Below are 16,599 nucleotides of genomic sequence, written 5' to 3'. Positions count from 1 at the left end.
GGACACGTAGCAATATCATCACGACCGTGTTGATCATCTTTATTGTGCTATCGCTGCTGATCCATGCCCTGACCATCGGCGCGCTGCTGCGGGTTCGCGGCATTATCAATCATCAGCTTAACATAAGCACAGAGCAACTGGCGGAGCTTCGCCAGCAGAAAATTCGCTACACGTTTCCCGTCGATCAGACCTTCAGCATCGACACGACCGTTACGATCGACGAAACCGTGAGCGTGCCCCTGAGCATCAGCGTGCCGATCAGCCAGACGATCGTCGTGCCGATCGATACGCCCGTAGGAACGCTCGACTTCGACGTACCGCTCGATTTCTCGGTGCCCGTCAGCGACACGGTTGAGATTCCGATCAACAAGCAGATTCCTTTCAAAGCCGAAATTCCGATCAGGACTGATATTCCAGTGGATCTCGATCTGAGCGTGTCGCCGCTGAGCGACATTCTCAAGCAATTTGAAGATGCGCTGCGTGACTTGAATAATCGCCTATGACAACTCGAACTCGTACGCTGGGTCGCTCCCTCACGCTGGCGCCGATCCCGCTGCTGGTCGCTGTGTGGCTGGCACTAGCCTGCGGCTGGTGGGCCGTCCTGCGCGGCACGCGCTACATGCTCGAAGCGCTTCAGTACGGCGCGCCGCTGGACGGTCAGGAGGGCATGGCGCTCTGGGAAGCCTCGCTGCTGCGCTCCGGGCGCGGCCTGTATCTGCCGGTCGTGCCCGAAAACTTCGTCTCAGCGCCGTATCCGCCGGTTCATCCGCTGCTGCTGGCGCTCTTCGGCGAGTCGACTGTGCCGCACATCTTTTGGACAGGCCGGATGATCTCGCTGATCGCGGCGCTGCTCGTCGCGCTGGCTGGCTTTGGCGCGGTACGCCAGGTGACTGGCTCGCGGCTGGCTGGGCTGTCGGCGGCTGTCGGCGTGCTAGCGTTCGCTCCGTTGCAGATCTGGGCGCTGCGCATCAAGCCGGATATGATTGGCCTAGCCTTTACCGTCGCCGGGCTATGGCTTACCGCGCTCTGGTCCGGCTCCCAGGCGGGTGATGCCGAGGCTCCGCGCCGGGCCTGGCTGCCGCCCAGCCTGATCGCGGCGGCGCTGGCGTTTGTGCTGGCACATTTTTCAAAACAGACCATGCTGGCCGGGCCGCTCGCCGCCGGAACATACCTGCTGCTGCGCGATCGATGGATTGCCCTGCGCTGGGGGCTGCTCTATCTCCTGGTGCTGGGCCTCACCTGGGCCGCGCTCGATCTGGTCACGCATGGGCAGTATACCTACCACGTGTGGGTGCTGCATAAGCTGCAATGGTATGGCGCGCGGTTCTGGAAGCTGGCAAGTCAGCTTCGCGATACGTGGCCGCTGCTGATCCTTGGCCTGACCGGGCTGCTCGTGACGTGGCGGCGGCCCACGGTGATCAATGCGTATCTGCTGTGGGCACCGGCCTCGCTGATCGGCGCGGGCGTGGTCGGCTCGCATCACAACCATTTGCTGGAGACGGGCGTGGCGCTGGTGCTCGCCGGAGCGCAGGCGGTCGGGCTTGGGCTGACGTACGGCGGCGTGCTGCGGACTCTGGCTCCGGTGCTGCTCGGCACGCAGCTTTTGCTGTGGTCGACGCCGCTGCCGTGGTTTGTCGGCGACTTTGGCTTCAAGGAGGATTATCTCAAGTATATCGACTATCTGCGGGCGACGCCGGGAGAGGTGATGGCCGACGATGTGGGGCTGGTGTATGCGGCGCGCGGCTCGCTGCGCTACGACGATCCGGCGGCGATGGGTCCGGCGGCGACGCTTGGCCTGTGGGATCAGCGCGAGTTCGTCGAGTTGATCCGCGCCGGGCATTTCAGCACGATCATCCTGCCGATGGATGTGTACGGCGAGGATGGGCTGACCGATCCGGCGGGACGCTGGACCCGCGAGATGTTGCAGGCGGTCAAGGATACGTATGGCGTTAAGTTCCGCGATACGCTGCTGATCTACGCGCCGAAGAGCACGCTGCCGCCGGAGTAAAAAGAACAAACAAAGAACAAAGAATAGAGGGGAAGAGCAAAGAACCAGGAGACGATTCTTCTCCTCTCCTGGCTTATTTTACCGATAATCAATATTATTCCAACACCACGATATGCCAGTCGCACAGCATGACATAACTTTGCACGCGCCGCCCGATCGGGTCTGGGCATTTATCATCGCGCTGCGCTACCTGCCGCTGTGGCTGTCAGATGTCGCGGCGGTCCAGGCGATCAGCACGTCGCAGACACAGGCCGGGACGACCTTCGAGATCGTTCGAGCGGGCGGGCGGGGCATGGTGGAGCACTGGATCGTGCTGGACTGGGAGCCGCCCCGCTCGCTGCGTCTGACGGAGTATCACGCGGATCTGCACCTGCGGCTGCGCCTTGAACCGACCGCCGGGGGAACGTGCCTGGCCGCGCAGTTGGAATGGCGGCAGCCGCGCGGGCTGCTCCAACGCCTGCTGCCGCCAACAGCTCAGCGCCGCACACTTGAGCGCTCGCTGCATCGCCTGGCCGAGCTGATCGATCTCAACCGCGACATTCGCCTGCTGCACGGCATGGGCGAGGAATAGCTCATCACTTAATCTCTTTATGGAGAAATTCTTGCTAGTCCAATCCCGGCCTTTTCAGGTCTAGCTCTGGCCTTTTCAGCAGTGTTTCGCACAAAGGAGTAGCGCCCATGAGCATGCGTATTCGCCGTTCGCCGCGTCTATGGTTAATTGTCCTGCTTACGCTATGCACGCCAATCTTCTTGTCTGCTCCGGCAGCCGTTCGTGCGGCTATCACGGGGCAGAGCGCCACGAATACGAGCACGACTGTTACCTACACCTATAGCTGGACGGGTGCCGTTGCGCTTCGGGATGTGTTCATCGATACGAATCAGCAGGCGAGTAATGGCTTTGCGATCGGCGGGATTGGAGCCGAGTATCTCGTGCAGGATGCCTGGCTCTACAGGTTTACCGGCGCGACCCAGACCACGTGGTCGTGGAGCGCCGTCAAACAGGTGACTTTCTCGCCGGGTAGTCCGGCTACCTGGACGGTCAATCGCGCTGATATTCAGGAGACGAATCTGTGTGCAGAAGCATCGGATTTGATCTTCCGCACCGAGGACACGGCTGGCAATACCGTCGATATGTCTGCCCGCTACACACATCTGTTCACGAAGGATAGCAGTTGTTTGCAGCCCCTTAGACTCGGCCTCGCGTCCTATTATGAGCTAGGCAGCAATGATTGGACCGAAGTAGTCAACAGCGGCAGCGCCGAGGTCGCTTTTGCGCTGGTCAATCCAGACAGTGGCCCCGGCAGTGCCAAAAGTACGCAGTGGGAGCAACAGATCGCGCAACTGCACGCGAAAGGTATCCAGGTGTACGGCTATATCCGGTCGCGTCAGAGTGGAGCAGGCACGCGGGCGCGTCCCGCCGCCGAGTATGTGGCTGACATCGATAAGTGGTATATCTGGTACGGTCGGTACCTGACTGGCTTGTTTATCGACGAGGAATATCCATCTTGCACCAGCAACCTCGGCCCAAACGGCGAAACCAACTGGAACGAGGCACAGTATTATAAAAACATCGTGGCCTATATGAAACAGTCGCGCAACGCCTATGCGCCCACCGGCGGCGTGAAAGTGATCTTAAATCCGGGGACGACGACCCAGGAGTGCATGTTCACCGTCAATAACACGCCGAATCCGGCGCAGGATATTATCCAGGCCAACTTTGAAACATTCTATGCTCAGTATGGAGGCTGGACACCAAGCGGCTGGGAGACGAAATATCCCAAAGCGCAATTCTGGCATCTGATCCATACGGCGACGAAGGCAGAGATGGAGGCGGCGATCAATCTTGCCCGCAGCCGCCATGTGGGCTATTTCTACGCGACCGACGCCACATCAGACGCGAACTGGGTCGGCTGTACGATCAATGGGCAGCAGTACGGAACATGGAACCTGCTGCCAGGCCGATGCAGCAGCGATACAACCTACTGGCCGCGCTTGAAGGCGCTGACGGATTAGGCATGTTCGCGTGACAAGCAAGCGTGGTTCGTGAGAGGAGCACCCCGTGGTGCTCCTCGCCTCGTGCTTACTCCTCACGCAGGGCCAGCGCGGGCGGCGTGCGCGACATACGGTAGGCCGGATAGATCCCCGCCAGCAGCGCCGCGACCAGCGCCAGCACCAACGCCTGCACGAACACGCCGGGCGTGAGCGTGATCTGAAGCGTCCAGCCGAACGAGCGGCGGTTGATCACATACACCAGCACCAGCGCCACCAGCATGCCCACCGGCAGCGAGAGCAGCCCCGCCGTAAAGCCCATCAAGCCGGTCTGGCCCAGCACCATGCCCCAGAGCTGTCGCGGCGTCAGTCCGTTTGCGCGCATCACGCCTAGCTCGCGCGCGCGCTCAAGCTGAAGTGCCATCAGCGCGCTGAGCACCCCGACAAACGCGATCGTCGTCGCCAGTAGTTGCAGCACGGACGTGATCGCGAAGGTGCGGTCGAAGATCTCCAGCGTGCCCTGCCGCAGCCCGCGATTGGAGCGAATCAGCACATCCTGCTGTCCGCCGACCAGCCCGCGCAGCCGATCGACGACCTCGTCGACGTTCTGATCGGGCGCGACGTACAGCGCCAGCGACGAGATCGCCCGGTCGCTCCAATGCTGCCGAAAAACGTCGAGCGGCATCACTACGACGCCCTGATCCGATGAGTAATCGTAGAAGATGCCCGCCACGCGAAACGTCTGCGGGCCGCTGTCGGTCTGAAGCGTGATCGTGCCGCCGCTGCGCGGAACGTTGAAGCGATAGGCAAACGGCTCGGAGACGAAGACCGCGCCCTCGGTAAACGCCTGCCAGGCGGCATCGTTCGAGCCGGAGACAAGCCGGTAGGCTTCTTTGCCGCGCTCGTTCACGTCGATCGCCACGACCTGCACCAGATTCTCACCGCTGCGCACGAGCAGGTTCCGATAGCGCGCGCTGCTGACAATGCCCGGCGCGCTGCGCAGCCGCTCGATCACGGCGGGATCGAGTTCCGCATCGACGCGGTTGGCGGCCAAGCCCGGCGGCGAGACATAAATATCGGCGCGCAGGCTGGTGTCGAGCCAGGTGATCACCGTCTGGCGGAACGAGCCGACCATCACGCCGACGCCGACCGTGACCGACATCGCGACCATCAGCGCGGCAATAGCCACCGAGGTGCGGCTCAGCGCGGCGATCACATCCCGCGCTGCCATGCGGCCCAGCAATCCAAACAATCGCCCGGTGAGCGGACGGAGCAGCGTCATCAGCGCCAGCGTCACCAGCGGCGTGAGCAGCGCGCAGCCGAAGACCAGGCCAAACAGCCCGCCGAAGCTGATCCACAGCGAGCGCGACGGCAGCAGCAAAAGGCCGGTGCCCGCGATAAACATCGCCGCGCTCGCGCCTGTCACCAGCGGCAGCGCCCGGCGCAGGCGCTCCTCAAGCGACGAGCGGCGCAGCACGGTGCGCGGCGGCGTCGAGCTGGCCTCGTTGGCTGGCACCAGCGCCGTGAGCAGCGTCGCGCCAAGGCCAAGGCCAAGGCCCTTGAGCAGCGTGATCGGGCTGATGAACAGGCCGCGCACCGTCACCACGAAGTAGAGATCGTTGATTGTGCGCGTCACCAGCCGCACCAGCCCATTGCCCAGGACGATCCCCAGCAGCAGACCAAGCGCCGAGCCGATCAGTCCCAGCAGCGCCGCCTCGGTCAGGATCAGCACAAAGATCTCGCGCCGGGTCACGCCGATGCAGCGCAGGGTGCCGAGCAGACCGCGCCGCTGCACTACCGAGAAGGTCACGGTGTTGTAGATTAAAAACATGCCCACAACCAGCGCCAGCAGACTCAGCGCGGTCAGGTTCGTCTCGAACGCGCGTGCAAGCTGCTCGATCGCCTGGGTGCGCGTGGCAGGCCGCACGATCTCGACGCCCGTCGGGAGTTGCGCCGCGATCGTCGCCTGTGCCTGCTCGCCGGTCGTGCCCTCCGGCAGAATCAGATCGATCCGGCTGAGCCGCCCGACCTCGCCCAGGAGCTCCTGGGCCGTGGCGATGTCGCACAGCAGCGTGCCGTCCAGCGCGCGGCGGCTGGCCTCGTCGGGCGGCTGGAGCAGCCCCACGATGCGGATCGCGCGGCGCTGCCCGTTGACCAGCAGATCGAGCGTCTCGCCAGCCTCCACCTGCGCGCGGCGCGCGGTCTGCTCGGAGATAATGCCGGTAGCGGGCTCGCTCAACAGCGGCACGAACGTAGCGGCATCTTCGGTCTGGCCCACCGAAAACGCCCGAAAGCCGCTCTCGGCGAAGGGATCGACGCCGAGCACCTGGATCGGCCCGACCGCCTCGGACGCCGCGCTGACGTAGCCCTCGACGATCGGCGCGGCCTGCCGCACGGTGCCGCGCTGGATTAGCTCGCGGTACAGCGCCTCGTCGAGCGTGCCAGCGCCTCCAATGATCTGATGCGTGGTCCGTCCCGTCACCGTCTCGGTCGAGAGCGTAAAGGCGCGGCGCGCGCTGGTATTCGCCAGATCGATCGCCACCACAACCGCAACGCCCAGCGCCACGCCCAGGATCGACAGCCCGACTTGCCACGGGTGGCGCAGCAGGTAGCGGATGCTTGTTTTGATCAGTAAGCTGCTCATTCACAGTTCCAAGTTTCTCGTTCAACGTTCAACGTTCCGGGTTCCAGTCCCGCATCTCTGGCCCCTTCCCCGCGTTCTTTGTGCTAGGATGTGACCGGCGTCAGCGCCTCGTAGGGCTGGCTCTCGACCAGATGCGCGTCTTTGATATGAAACACGCGGTCGGCGAGTCCGATCACGTCGGGGCTGTGCGTCACCATCAGCAGGTTTTTTCCGGCCCGCCGCGTCAGCGTATCCAGCAGATCGAGGACCTGCCGCCCGGTTTCGATGTCCAGGTTGCCGGTCGGCTCGTCGGCCAGAATCAGCAGCGGATCGTGGACCAGCGCGCGGGCAATCGCGATGCGCTGCTGCTCGCCGCCGGAGAGCTTATCGGGGTACGTGTCGGCGCGATCGGCCAGACCGACCTGTGCCAGCAGATCGCGCGCGTACTGCCGACCCGCCGCGTCGGCGCGGTCGTTGAGTTCGAGCGGCAGCATAATATTTTCGATCACCGTGAGCGTCGGCAGGAGGTTGAAGAACTGAAAGATAAATCCGATATGTTCGCGGCGAAAGAGCGTCCGAGCGCGCTCGTCCAGCCTGGTCAGATCCCTGCTGTCAAAGCGGATACTGCCGCTCGATGGGCTGTCGATACCGCCGATCAGGTTTAGCAGCGTCGATTTTCCCGATCCGCTCTTGCCGAGCAAGACAACGAATTCACCCCGGTTGAAGCTAACATTCACCTCGTTGAGGACGACGCGCCGCCGGTCGCCTTCGTCGAACCACTTCGAGAGTCCTTCGATGGTGATCAGCGGCGCGCGTGCTGCGTGCTGTGTGCTCTGCATACCCTTTGTTCGCCTTCGCTATACCGTGATTGTGTTCACAAATGTAGTATAGCGAGAATCGCACCGTGGGATGCACCCGCTCGACGATGGGCACTGCGAAGCCGTGGAGTATGCCGCAGAGTACTGCTTGAATAGCGCTACAATATGCTATACTTCGCGTGCTTAGGCTACCCTCTTTCACCATCACCGTTAGTACATTGCGAAGGATCGATCTGTCATGCCGACACGCATCATGGTGATTAACGATACGCAAGAAATTTTGGAACTCTTTCAGGAGATTTTGACCGAAGAAGGCTATGAAGTGGTGCTCTACTCTTATGGGATTCAGGATCTCGCCGAAGTCGAGCGCGTTAATCCGGATCTGATTATCCTCGACCATCTGATTGGCGGCGAGGCGGTCGGCTGGCAGATGTTGCAGAAGCTGAAGCTGCGCCGCACAACTGCCACAATCCCGGTGATCGTCTGTACGGCTGCGGTCAAGGCGATTCAGGAGATGGAGGGGTACATGAAATCCAAGAACGTCGGGCTGGTGCTCAAGCCGTTCGACATCGACGATTTGCTGCGGGCGGTCAACCTCGCGCTCCAAACCCCGAAGCTCAGCGAGGCACAGTCCAACGACGGTGCCGCGGATGTACCCGAAGAAGCCAGCTCGTAGACGGAAGATCGCGCCTCGATTGTATCGTCCCACGCGAATCGATGTGGATTCAGCCGCTCGCGCGCGCCATCGGCGGCGCTCCTTGCCTGGGGTACTACTGCTCGATCAGCAAATGGTTAAACCATTGAGAACATTAGCACTATACGCCGCTGCTCGGCTTGGGTGTATTGTTATGCGTGACTTCTCGCGATTGCTCGATCGTGCATTGGTATTCAACATCATCAGTCAATTCAAGATATTCAATCATCAAGGGAGAGCGCCTGGTGTTTGCGCAACTTCGTACCCGCTTGTGGATGAGCAGCCTGGCGACCGTGGCTGTCGTGATCGGTCTGCTCGCCTTTATGCTGCTCATCCAGGTTCGATTCAATGAACGGGTTCATCATATCAGTAATCTGAAAGACGCGGCAAACGATGCTCGTGAGCTGGCTTTGTATACTCAGTATATGGTGCATGATAACGACGCCTATGCGCTTGGGCATCGAGAGCATCGGGCAGAGTTCGAGGGGCACGTGACGACGATTGCGGCGCTTTATACCAGACTCCAGCAAGCCATCGATTCGGGCGTTCTGGACCCAACCGAGCAAATGCACATCGATCAGATGCGCGCGCTTCATGAGCAATACGGACGCGCTGCGCGGCAGCTTTTCGATGCTGCCGATACGAACCTGGCTCAGCCATCGGAGGCCAATCAGGCGACGCAAGATGCGGCCTGGGAGAGGGCCGATCAGGTGGGCAGCCAGCTTAGCGAGGAAACGCATGAGCTTGCTCATCGCATCGATGCGAAGCTTGAGGGTGCGGCTTCGATCATCTCGGCGCGCCATAGCCAGGTGTTGATCGCGATGGGTATCTTCGGCGCGATCGTGATTACGCTGCTGGTGGTGATCCAGGGCATGGCGGGACGATCGGTGGGCGTGCCGCTGCGACGGCTGATGGCGGGCGTTCACGAGTACACGGCAGGCAACCTGGATGTGCGGATCGACAGCAAGAGCCGCAACGAGATCGGCGCGCTCGCCCGTGCGTTCAATCAGATGGCGGGCAGCTTGCAGGAGCAGCGTCGCGCGCTTGAGCAGCGCAACCACGAGCTTCAGCAAAGCCTGCACACACAGCAGCAGCTCTTCTCGACGGTGCAGGATCTCGCGGCGCCGCTGCTGCCGATCGGTCATCAGATCGTGCTGCTGGCGATCGTCGGCCATGTCGATCCGCAGCGCGCCGACGCGCTGCTCCAGACCTTGCTCCAGGGCGTGGCGCAGCAGCGCGCCTCCTGCGCGATCCTCGATGTCACCGGGATTGCGCTGATGGATACCGAGGTGCTGCGGCTGCTCTTGCAGATGATCGAGGCGACTGAGCTGCTGGGGGCGCAGGTGCTGGTCGCGGGGATTAGCAGCTCGATGGCAAAGGTGATCGTGGCGCAGAATATCGATGTTCGGCGTTTGCGTCCCTACCGCGATCTCGGCTCGGCGATCGAGGCGGCGCAGGCCTTGCGCGCCGATCTCGCATCAGGTGGCGTGCTGGCCTCACGATAGCATTCGTCCGCTGATTGCTCCAGAGCCGGTAGCAGAGAGAACACTACCGGCTCTTATGCTACCGATAATCTATATTTTCCAAATACAACCCAGCCTTCCAACAGGCCCCAAACCCCGGCCCGTCGGCGCTTTGTTCATCCCCCGGTTCTTGGTTCCGGCTTCTCCCCGTTGTACTTTATTCCCCAGCCTCATCCAGCATCGGAATCTTAACGCCGCGCTCGCGCGCCACATCCCGCGCCAGATCGTAACCCGCATCGGCATGACGCACGACACCCATGCCTGGATCGCCGGTCAGCACACGATCCAGCTTGAGCGCGGCCTCATCCGTTCCATCGGCGACGATCACCATGCCTGCGTGGAGCGAGTAGCCGATGCCGACACCGCCGCCGTGATGGACCGAAACCCAGCTCGCGCCGTTGACGCTGTTGAGCAGCGCATTCAGAATCGGCCAGTCGCCGATCGCATCCGAGCCGTCGCGCATGGCCTCGGTTTCGCGGTTGGGCGACGCCACCGAGCCTGCATCGAGATGATCGCGACCGATCACGATCGGCGCGGATACTTCGCCACGCCGCACCAGCTCGTTGAACGCGAGGCCAGCCCTGGCGCGCTCGCCGTAGCCCAGCCAGCAGATGCGAGCGGGCAGCCCTTGAAAATGCACCTTCTCGCGCGCCTGGCGAATCCAGCGATGCAGCGGCTCGTCGTCTGGAAAAAGCTCAAGGATCGCCTGGTCGGTGCGATAAATATCCTGGGGATCGCCCGACAGCGCGACCCAGCGGAACGGACCTTTGCCCTCGCAGAAGAGCGGGCGGATAAACGCCGGAACGAAGCCGGGAATGTCAAACGCGCGCTCGACTCCGGCAAGCTGCGCCTGGGCGCGAATGTTGTTGCCATAATCAAAGGCAATCGCGCCGCGCTCCTGCATCTGCAACATGGCCGCGACATGCTGGCCCATCGTTTCGCGCGAACGGCGAACGTAGGTTTCGGGATCGGCTTGACGTAATGCAAGCGCATCGGCGAAAGCCATGCCCGCCGGAACATAGCCATTCAGCGCATCGTGAGCCGACGTCTGATCGGTGACGGCGTCGGGGGTGATATTGCGGAGCGCAAGCTCAGCATAGATCTCGGCGGCATTGCCCAGCAGCCCAACCGAGAGCGGACGCTGCTCACGCAGCGCGGCCTCGACCAACGTCATCGCCTCCTCAAGCGTATCCACCGCCTGATCGAGATAGCCGGTTTCGAGTCGTCGCTGTATGCGGTGCGGATCGACCTCCGCCACCAGCGCGACGCCCTCGTTCATCGTCACCGCCAGCGGCTGCGCGCCGCCCATGCCGCCAAGCCCGGCTGTCAGCACCCAGCGCCCGCGCAGTGAGCCGCCGAAATGCTGCCGACTTAGCTCAGCCAGCGTCTCGTAGGTGCCCTGGAGAATACCCTGCGTGCCGATATAGATCCACGAGCCTGCCGTCATCTGCCCATACATCGTCAGGCCGCGCGCCTCCAGCGAGCGAAACGTCTCCCAATCGGCCCACCTGGGAACGAGCATACTGTTCACCAGCAGCACCCGTGGAGCACCGGAATGCGTGCGAAACACGGCCACAGGCTTGCCCGACTGTACCAGCAGCGTCTCGTCCGCTTCAAGATCGCGCAGCGTCCGCACCAGGGCATCGAAGGCTTCCCAGCTACGCGCTGCCTTGCCGGTGCCACCATAGACGATCAGATGCTCAGGGTCCTCCGCCACATCGGGATCGAGATTATTCATCAGCATGCGCAGCGCAGCCTCTTGCACCCAACCTTTACAGCTCAGCGTCGTTCCACGCGGTGATCGAATTGTACGCGCCATTGCGTCCTCCTTTGATTTGCCCACAAGGATAGCAGAACTTTTCAGTTCGTGGAACGACGCGACATGCATGCAATATGACCTTGGAGCCGTGTGGGATTGGTACAACCGGCGCCAGATTTTCAGGACCTATGTGATGGGCGAATGACGTTGTTCTTCGCATTGGTTGCACGTTAAATGCTCATAACGATACTATGGGCGCCGTGTCCTCCATCAACGCAGCTTCGTCTTAGTAAGGAGGCAGCATCATGCACATGAAGGCCGAGCATGTAGCGTTAGGCATGAGAATCTCGGTAGCTGAGCGCATCCGCTACGAGATGCATCTCAGCTGGCTCTTCATCAAGGGCGATATCTCGGCAACGATCGTGCCTACATCCCTGTTTACCATTGCCGCCTGGCATAGCCGCTCAATCCCGCTGTATGAGCTGGTGGCGGCGCTAGGCAGCGGGCTGACCTATTTCTGGCTCTATGTTTGCATTTTTTGCGTTTCGAATCAGCTCACCGGTATCGAGGAAGATCGGCTCAACAAGCCCTATCGTCCACTTGCGCGCGGTATCGTCTCATACGAGGGCGCGCTTATGCGCTGGATCGTGCTCATGGCCCTGTTTACCTTCGTCGGGTGGTGGCTCGATCTGCTGGGCTGGGCCTTGCTGTGGCAGGCGGCAACGGTGCTGCATAACTTCGGCGGCTGGGCACGACACTGGATCGGCAAGCACCTGGTGATGGGCGCTGGCATCGTCGCGGGCCTGGCTCCGGCCTGGGAGCTGGTCACGCCGCTCACGCCCATCGCGTGGCGCTGGATCATCCTGCTCGCGTGTACGGTGATGCTGCTGGTCGCCGCGCAAGATCTGCGCGATATTGCAGGCGACCGCGTGATCGGGCGGCAGACATTGCCGATCGTATTCGGCGAAATGCAGACACGCGCGAGCCTGAGCTTTGGCTTTGTGCTGCTGCCAGCAGTGATCTATGTCGGGCTGATCGCGCCCGCCGACAGCACATGGGCCGCACTGCTGTGCAGTATGGTCCCGGCGGCTATGAGCCTGTGGATCGCCGCCAGGATCGTGCTGTACCGCACGCGCCAGGCCGATCACCAGACCTATATGCTGTTCACCTACTGGTACTGCACGATGATGCTCACCGCGATCGTCGTCCTGTAAGCGGACACGCTGGCTGAGAATAGGAAGAGCGGCGCGAAAGTACCAGGGAAGATATGGACTCTCAAGAAGCGGCGATCGAGCGCACCTGTGCTACACTTGCACGGGTGCGCTCTCTTCTGAGCGCGAGCATCCGATTGTATGCCGACTCTCCCAGATAGTGGTACAACTCTCTCTACACGGAACGTGTAATTGAGGAGATCTTTCAGCATGTTTTTGCCTGCCTTCACCGATTCTGAAACAGAACGGCGCGCACAGCTCCTGCTGCTCATTTTGCTTATGCTCGTGCCGAGCATGATCGCCATTACGCTGATGTTGCTGCTTCTCAAAGGCTTGGGCTCGACCCTGGTGCTGACCTGCGGCGTGCTGCTCGTCGTGCTGCTTGGGCTGCTTGGGCTGCTACGAGCCGGGTATGTCACCTCGGCGACGGTCGGCCTGATCGCCGCGCTCAGCATCGCCAATATCGCAGGAGCCAGCACGCCTGAGTTCGCGAATATTCAGAGCGCGTACACGGCGTATGGTGTATCGAACGGGGTTGTGCTGCTGATCGCAGGCTTTTTGTTGCGCTGGTGGAGCGCCGTACCGGTCGCGATCGTGGTGTTGAGCCTCCAGCAGATCGTAGGGGTGGCCCTTGATACCACGCTGCGGATCGGCTTCGTCGCAGCCGTTATCTTGCTGACCTTTGGCCTGCTCGTCTCGCTCTTTGCGCGCTCGCTGCAATTTGCGCTTCAGCATGCGCGCACACAAGAGGCTGCCGCCCAGGCTGCGGCGGTGCAAGCCAACGACCTGAATAACGAGCTGGAGGCGCGGCTGCGCGATACGAGCACGCTGCTGGATCAGGAGCGTCATTTGCGCGACACGATCAGCCAGCTGACGGTGCCGGTTCAGGAGATTGGCGAGCGCGTGCTCTTCGCGCCGCTGATCGGCCATATCGACAGCACGCGCGGCCAGCAGGTGAGCGACACGATCCTGCAAAAGCTGCACTCGTCGCGGGCACACACGATCATCGTCGATGTGCAGGGCGTTTCGACGATCGATACCAACGTCGCACGCATGCTCGATCAGCTGATCCAGGCAATCCAACTGTTAGGCGCGCGCGTCATGCTGACGGGCATCTCCGCCCAGATGGCCGCCACGATCACCCAGCTTGGCATTTCGTTCCGTGACATTGCGCTGTATCCTTCGGTAAGCAGCGCGCTCCAGGCAACGACCATCCAGCGTGTCGATCGCAACTCCTCCTTGCATCCCAGCTTCTCATAGCCCATACCATACCCCACAGGCCTAGCGGCGACGACAGGTACGTGCCGTCGCCGCTGCTTTTAATCGGCGATCCGCCCGCCGCACGAGCCGGAGTTGCGCAGATAAGCGGTTGGGATGTATCCTTCTCCCTTCGAGAATAGCCGCGCCGCCGTGCGCTACATGAGGAGCGATTCATGCCGCAAACGATCAACGTCGGGTTGGTGGGCTATAAGTTTATGGGCAAGGCTCACTCGAACGCCTATCGCCAGGTGGTTCCGTCTTTTCCGGATGTCGCGCTGCATCCCGTGATGCAGGTGCTCTGTGGACGCGATCGCGCGGCGGTGCAGCAGGCTGCCACGCAGTTCGGCTGGCGCGAGGTCGAAACCGACTGGCGCAGGCTGGTCGCGCGCGATGATATTGGCCTGATCGATATTTCGACGCCGGGCGATACCCACGCGCCGATCGCGATTGCTGCGGCGGAGCATGGCAAGCACGTCTTCTGCGAGAAGCCGCTGGCGAATACGCTGGACGAGTCCCGGCAGATGCAGGCGGCGGTCGAGCGCGCGGGCGTGGTGGGCATGGTCAACTTCAACTACCGGCGCGTTCCGGCGGTGCTGCTGGCAAAGCATCTGATCGACAGCGGGCGGATCGGGCAGATCTACCACTGGCGGGCGGTCTATCTCCAAGATTGGATCATGGACCCTAGCTTTCCGCTGGTCTGGCGGCTGCAAAAAGATCTGGCCGGCGCGGGAACGCTCGGCGATCTGGGCGCGCATATCATCGACCTGGCGCGCATGCTGGTGGGCGAGATCGAGGCCGTGACCGGCCTGACGACGACGTTTATCAAGCAGCGTCCCATACAGGCGGAGACGACCGGCGGCCTGGGCGCGGCGGCAGGTGCCGAGATGGGCGCGGTCACGGTCGACGACGCGGCGCTCTTCCTGACGCGCTTCGCGGGCGGCGCGGTCGGCAGCTTCGAGGTGACGCGCTTCGCCAAGGGCCATGCCAACTACAACTCCTTCGAGATCAACGGCTCCAAAGGCAGTATCGTCTTCAACCTGGAGCGCCTGAACGAGCTTCAGGTGCTCTTCGACGACGATCCGCCGGACGTGCGCGGCTTCCGCACGGTGCTGGTGACGGAAGGATCGCATCCGTACATGGGCGCGTGGTGGCCCGCCGGGCATATCATCGGCTGGGAGCATACCTTTACGCACACCGTGCGCGATCTGCTCGACGGCATCGCGGCGGGGAGCGCGCCTGCGGCGACGTTCGCCGACGGCGTATCCTGCCAGGCGGTGCTGGATGCGGTCGAGCGCTCGGCCGGCAGCAAGGCCTGGGTCGAGCCAGAGTATTAAAGAGAACCGAGAACGAAGAACCAAACTCGAAACTCGAAACCTGGAAGCGAGGAGCGGAGCATGAGCGAACGACTCAACGTGACGGTCTGGAACGAGTACCGCCACGAGCGGCAGAATCCCGCTGTCGCCGCGATCTATCCCGACGGCATCCACGCCACGATCGCTGCGGCGCTGGGCGAGCATGGCCTTGAAGCACGCACGGCGACGCTGGACGAGCCGGAGCATGGTCTGAGCGCTGCGGTGCTCGACGCCACCGACGTGCTGATCTGGTGGGGCCACGGCGCGCACGGTGAGGTTCGCGATGAGGTGGTGGAGCGCGTGCAGCAGCGTGTGCTGGATGGCATGGGCCTCGTCGTGCTGCATTCGGGGCATTTCTCCAAGATCTTCAAGCGGCTGATGGGCACGAGCTGCGAGCTGAAATGGCGCGAGGGCGACGATCGCGAGGTGCTCTGGGTGGTAGCGCCGGGCCATCCGATCGCCGCCGGGATCGGCGAGGGCTTCACGATCGAGCGCGAGGAGATGTACGGCGAGCATTTCGACGTGCCGCCGCCCGAAGCGCTGGTGCTGATCAGCTGGTTCAGCGGCGGCGAGGTCTTTCGGAGCGGCTGCTGCTACACGCGCGGCGCTGGCAAGATCTTTTACTTCCGGCCCGGCCACGAGACGCTGCCGACGTATCACCATCCCGCTGTGCAGCGCGTGATCGCCAACGCGGTCCGTTGGGCCGCGCCGACGCCGGGCACGCGCAGAGTCTATGGCAATACGCCGCCGCATGTGCCGGGCGCGGGCTAGTGCGCCGTCAGGCCGGGGCGGGTCCGGCGCACCAGGGACCGAGAGAGGAAAACTCGAAACTTGAAACTTGAAACTTGAAACCAAGAGCGCAGGAGGATTAGATGCCACGACCAATCACGCTATTCACCGGGCAGTGGGCCGATCTGCCGCTCGAACAGCTCGCGCCCAAGGCCAAAGCGTGGGGCTACGACGGCCTGGAGCTGGCCTGCTGGGGCGATCATTTCGAGGTCGACCGGGCGCTGGAGGACGACGGGTACGTGCGACGCAAGCGCGACCTGCTGGAGCGGCACGGGCTTCACTGCTGGGCGATCAGCACCCACCTCGTGGGGCAGTGCGTCGCGGATCGGCTGATCGACGAGCGGCACCAGGGCATTCTCCCGGCGCGAATCTGGGGCGATGGCGATGCCGAAGGTGTGCGCCAGCGCGCCGCCGAGGAGGTCAAAAATACCGCCCGCGCCGCAGCCGCCTTTGGCGTGCGGCAGGTCAACGGCTTCACCGGCTCGCCGATCTGGCATCTGCTCTACTCGTTCCCGCCCAACAGCTGGGCGACGATCGAGGCCGGCTATCGCGAGTTCGCCGACCGCTGGAATC

General features: G+C 62.4%; 14 protein-coding genes. 11 read left to right on the top strand and 3 right to left on the bottom strand.

The features are described 5' to 3' along the window. The 4 genes from VFZ66_14825 to VFZ66_14810 all read left to right on the top strand — a co-directional run. Positions 1 to 503 (top strand): hypothetical protein (locus tag VFZ66_14825; protein ID HEX6290460.1); only part of this gene is annotated, 503 nt, incomplete at its 5' end. Beyond that, a complete protein-coding gene (locus VFZ66_14820; GenBank protein ID HEX6290459.1) occupies positions 500 to 2,008 on the top strand; it encodes a hypothetical protein in 1,509 nt (502 codons plus the stop codon). The genes VFZ66_14825 and VFZ66_14820, both read left to right, overlap by 4 nt. Before the next feature lie 112 nt (positions 2,009 to 2,120). Then, on the top strand, positions 2,121 to 2,579 hold the full coding sequence (locus VFZ66_14815; protein HEX6290458.1) for an SRPBCC family protein: 459 nt from the start codon (positions 2,121 to 2,123) through the stop codon (positions 2,577 to 2,579). Between the two features lie 107 nt (positions 2,580 to 2,686). Then, positions 2,687 to 4,021: a spherulation-specific family 4 protein gene (locus tag VFZ66_14810; GenBank protein HEX6290457.1), complete on the top strand. Its 1,335-nt coding sequence runs from the start codon at positions 2,687 to 2,689 to the stop codon at positions 4,019 to 4,021. Between the two features lie 67 nt (positions 4,022 to 4,088). On the opposite strand, the gene VFZ66_14805 is transcribed toward VFZ66_14810, so the two are convergent. Together VFZ66_14805 and VFZ66_14800 are read right to left on the bottom strand one after the other, a co-directional pair. Further along, positions 4,089 to 6,641 carry an FtsX-like permease family protein gene (locus VFZ66_14805; GenBank protein HEX6290456.1) on the bottom strand — a complete coding sequence of 851 codons (2,553 nt, stop codon included), beginning with the start codon at positions 6,639 to 6,641 and terminating at the stop codon, positions 4,089 to 4,091. Between the two features lie 83 nt (positions 6,642 to 6,724). Continuing rightward, positions 6,725 to 7,459, bottom strand: coding sequence for an ABC transporter ATP-binding protein (locus tag VFZ66_14800; GenBank protein HEX6290455.1), 735 nt, complete (start codon positions 7,457 to 7,459; stop codon positions 6,725 to 6,727). Positions 7,460 to 7,676: 217 nt separating this feature from the next. Here VFZ66_14800 and VFZ66_14795 point away from each other — a divergent pair, with 217 nt between their 5' ends. Together VFZ66_14795 and VFZ66_14790 are read left to right on the top strand one after the other, a co-directional pair. Continuing rightward, on the top strand, positions 7,677 to 8,114 hold the full coding sequence (locus VFZ66_14795; GenBank protein ID HEX6290454.1) for a response regulator: 438 nt from the start codon (positions 7,677 to 7,679) through the stop codon (positions 8,112 to 8,114). 263 nt (positions 8,115 to 8,377) lie between these two features. Beyond that, positions 8,378 to 9,637, top strand: coding sequence for a HAMP domain-containing protein (locus VFZ66_14790; protein HEX6290453.1), 1,260 nt, complete (start codon positions 8,378 to 8,380; stop codon positions 9,635 to 9,637). Positions 9,638 to 9,812: 175 nt separating this feature from the next. Here the strand turns inward: VFZ66_14790 and hutU are convergent, their stop codons facing one another. After that, on the bottom strand, positions 9,813 to 11,474 hold the full coding sequence (gene hutU / locus VFZ66_14785) for a urocanate hydratase (GenBank protein ID HEX6290452.1): 1,662 nt from the start codon (positions 11,472 to 11,474) through the stop codon (positions 9,813 to 9,815). Between the two features lie 245 nt (positions 11,475 to 11,719). Between hutU and VFZ66_14780 the strand changes: the two genes are divergently transcribed. The 5 genes from VFZ66_14780 to VFZ66_14760 form a co-directional block, all read left to right on the top strand. Then, positions 11,720 to 12,628, top strand: a complete 909-nt coding sequence (locus tag VFZ66_14780) for a UbiA family prenyltransferase (GenBank protein HEX6290451.1) — start codon at positions 11,720 to 11,722, stop codon at positions 12,626 to 12,628. Positions 12,629 to 12,835: 207 nt separating this feature from the next. Beyond that, on the top strand, positions 12,836 to 13,885 hold the full coding sequence (locus VFZ66_14775) for an STAS domain-containing protein (GenBank protein HEX6290450.1): 1,050 nt from the start codon (positions 12,836 to 12,838) through the stop codon (positions 13,883 to 13,885). Positions 13,886 to 14,058: 173 nt separating this feature from the next. Continuing rightward, a complete protein-coding gene (locus VFZ66_14770; GenBank protein HEX6290449.1) occupies positions 14,059 to 15,219 on the top strand; it encodes a Gfo/Idh/MocA family oxidoreductase in 1,161 nt (386 codons plus the stop codon). Between the two features lie 60 nt (positions 15,220 to 15,279). Next, positions 15,280 to 16,008 carry a ThuA domain-containing protein gene (locus VFZ66_14765; protein ID HEX6290448.1) on the top strand — a complete coding sequence of 243 codons (729 nt, stop codon included), beginning with the start codon at positions 15,280 to 15,282 and terminating at the stop codon, positions 16,006 to 16,008. Between the two features lie 101 nt (positions 16,009 to 16,109). Further along, positions 16,110 to 16,599, top strand: a 490-nt coding sequence (locus tag VFZ66_14760) for a TIM barrel protein (GenBank protein HEX6290447.1), incomplete at its 3' end; no start/stop codon positions are given.

Source organism: Herpetosiphonaceae bacterium (assembly GCA_036374795.1).
Classification (GTDB): domain Bacteria; phylum Chloroflexota; class Chloroflexia; order Chloroflexales; family Kallotenuaceae; genus LB3-1.
The sequence above is the reverse complement of the archived record's forward strand: the minus strand, read 5'-3'. Positions and strand labels throughout refer to the sequence as shown.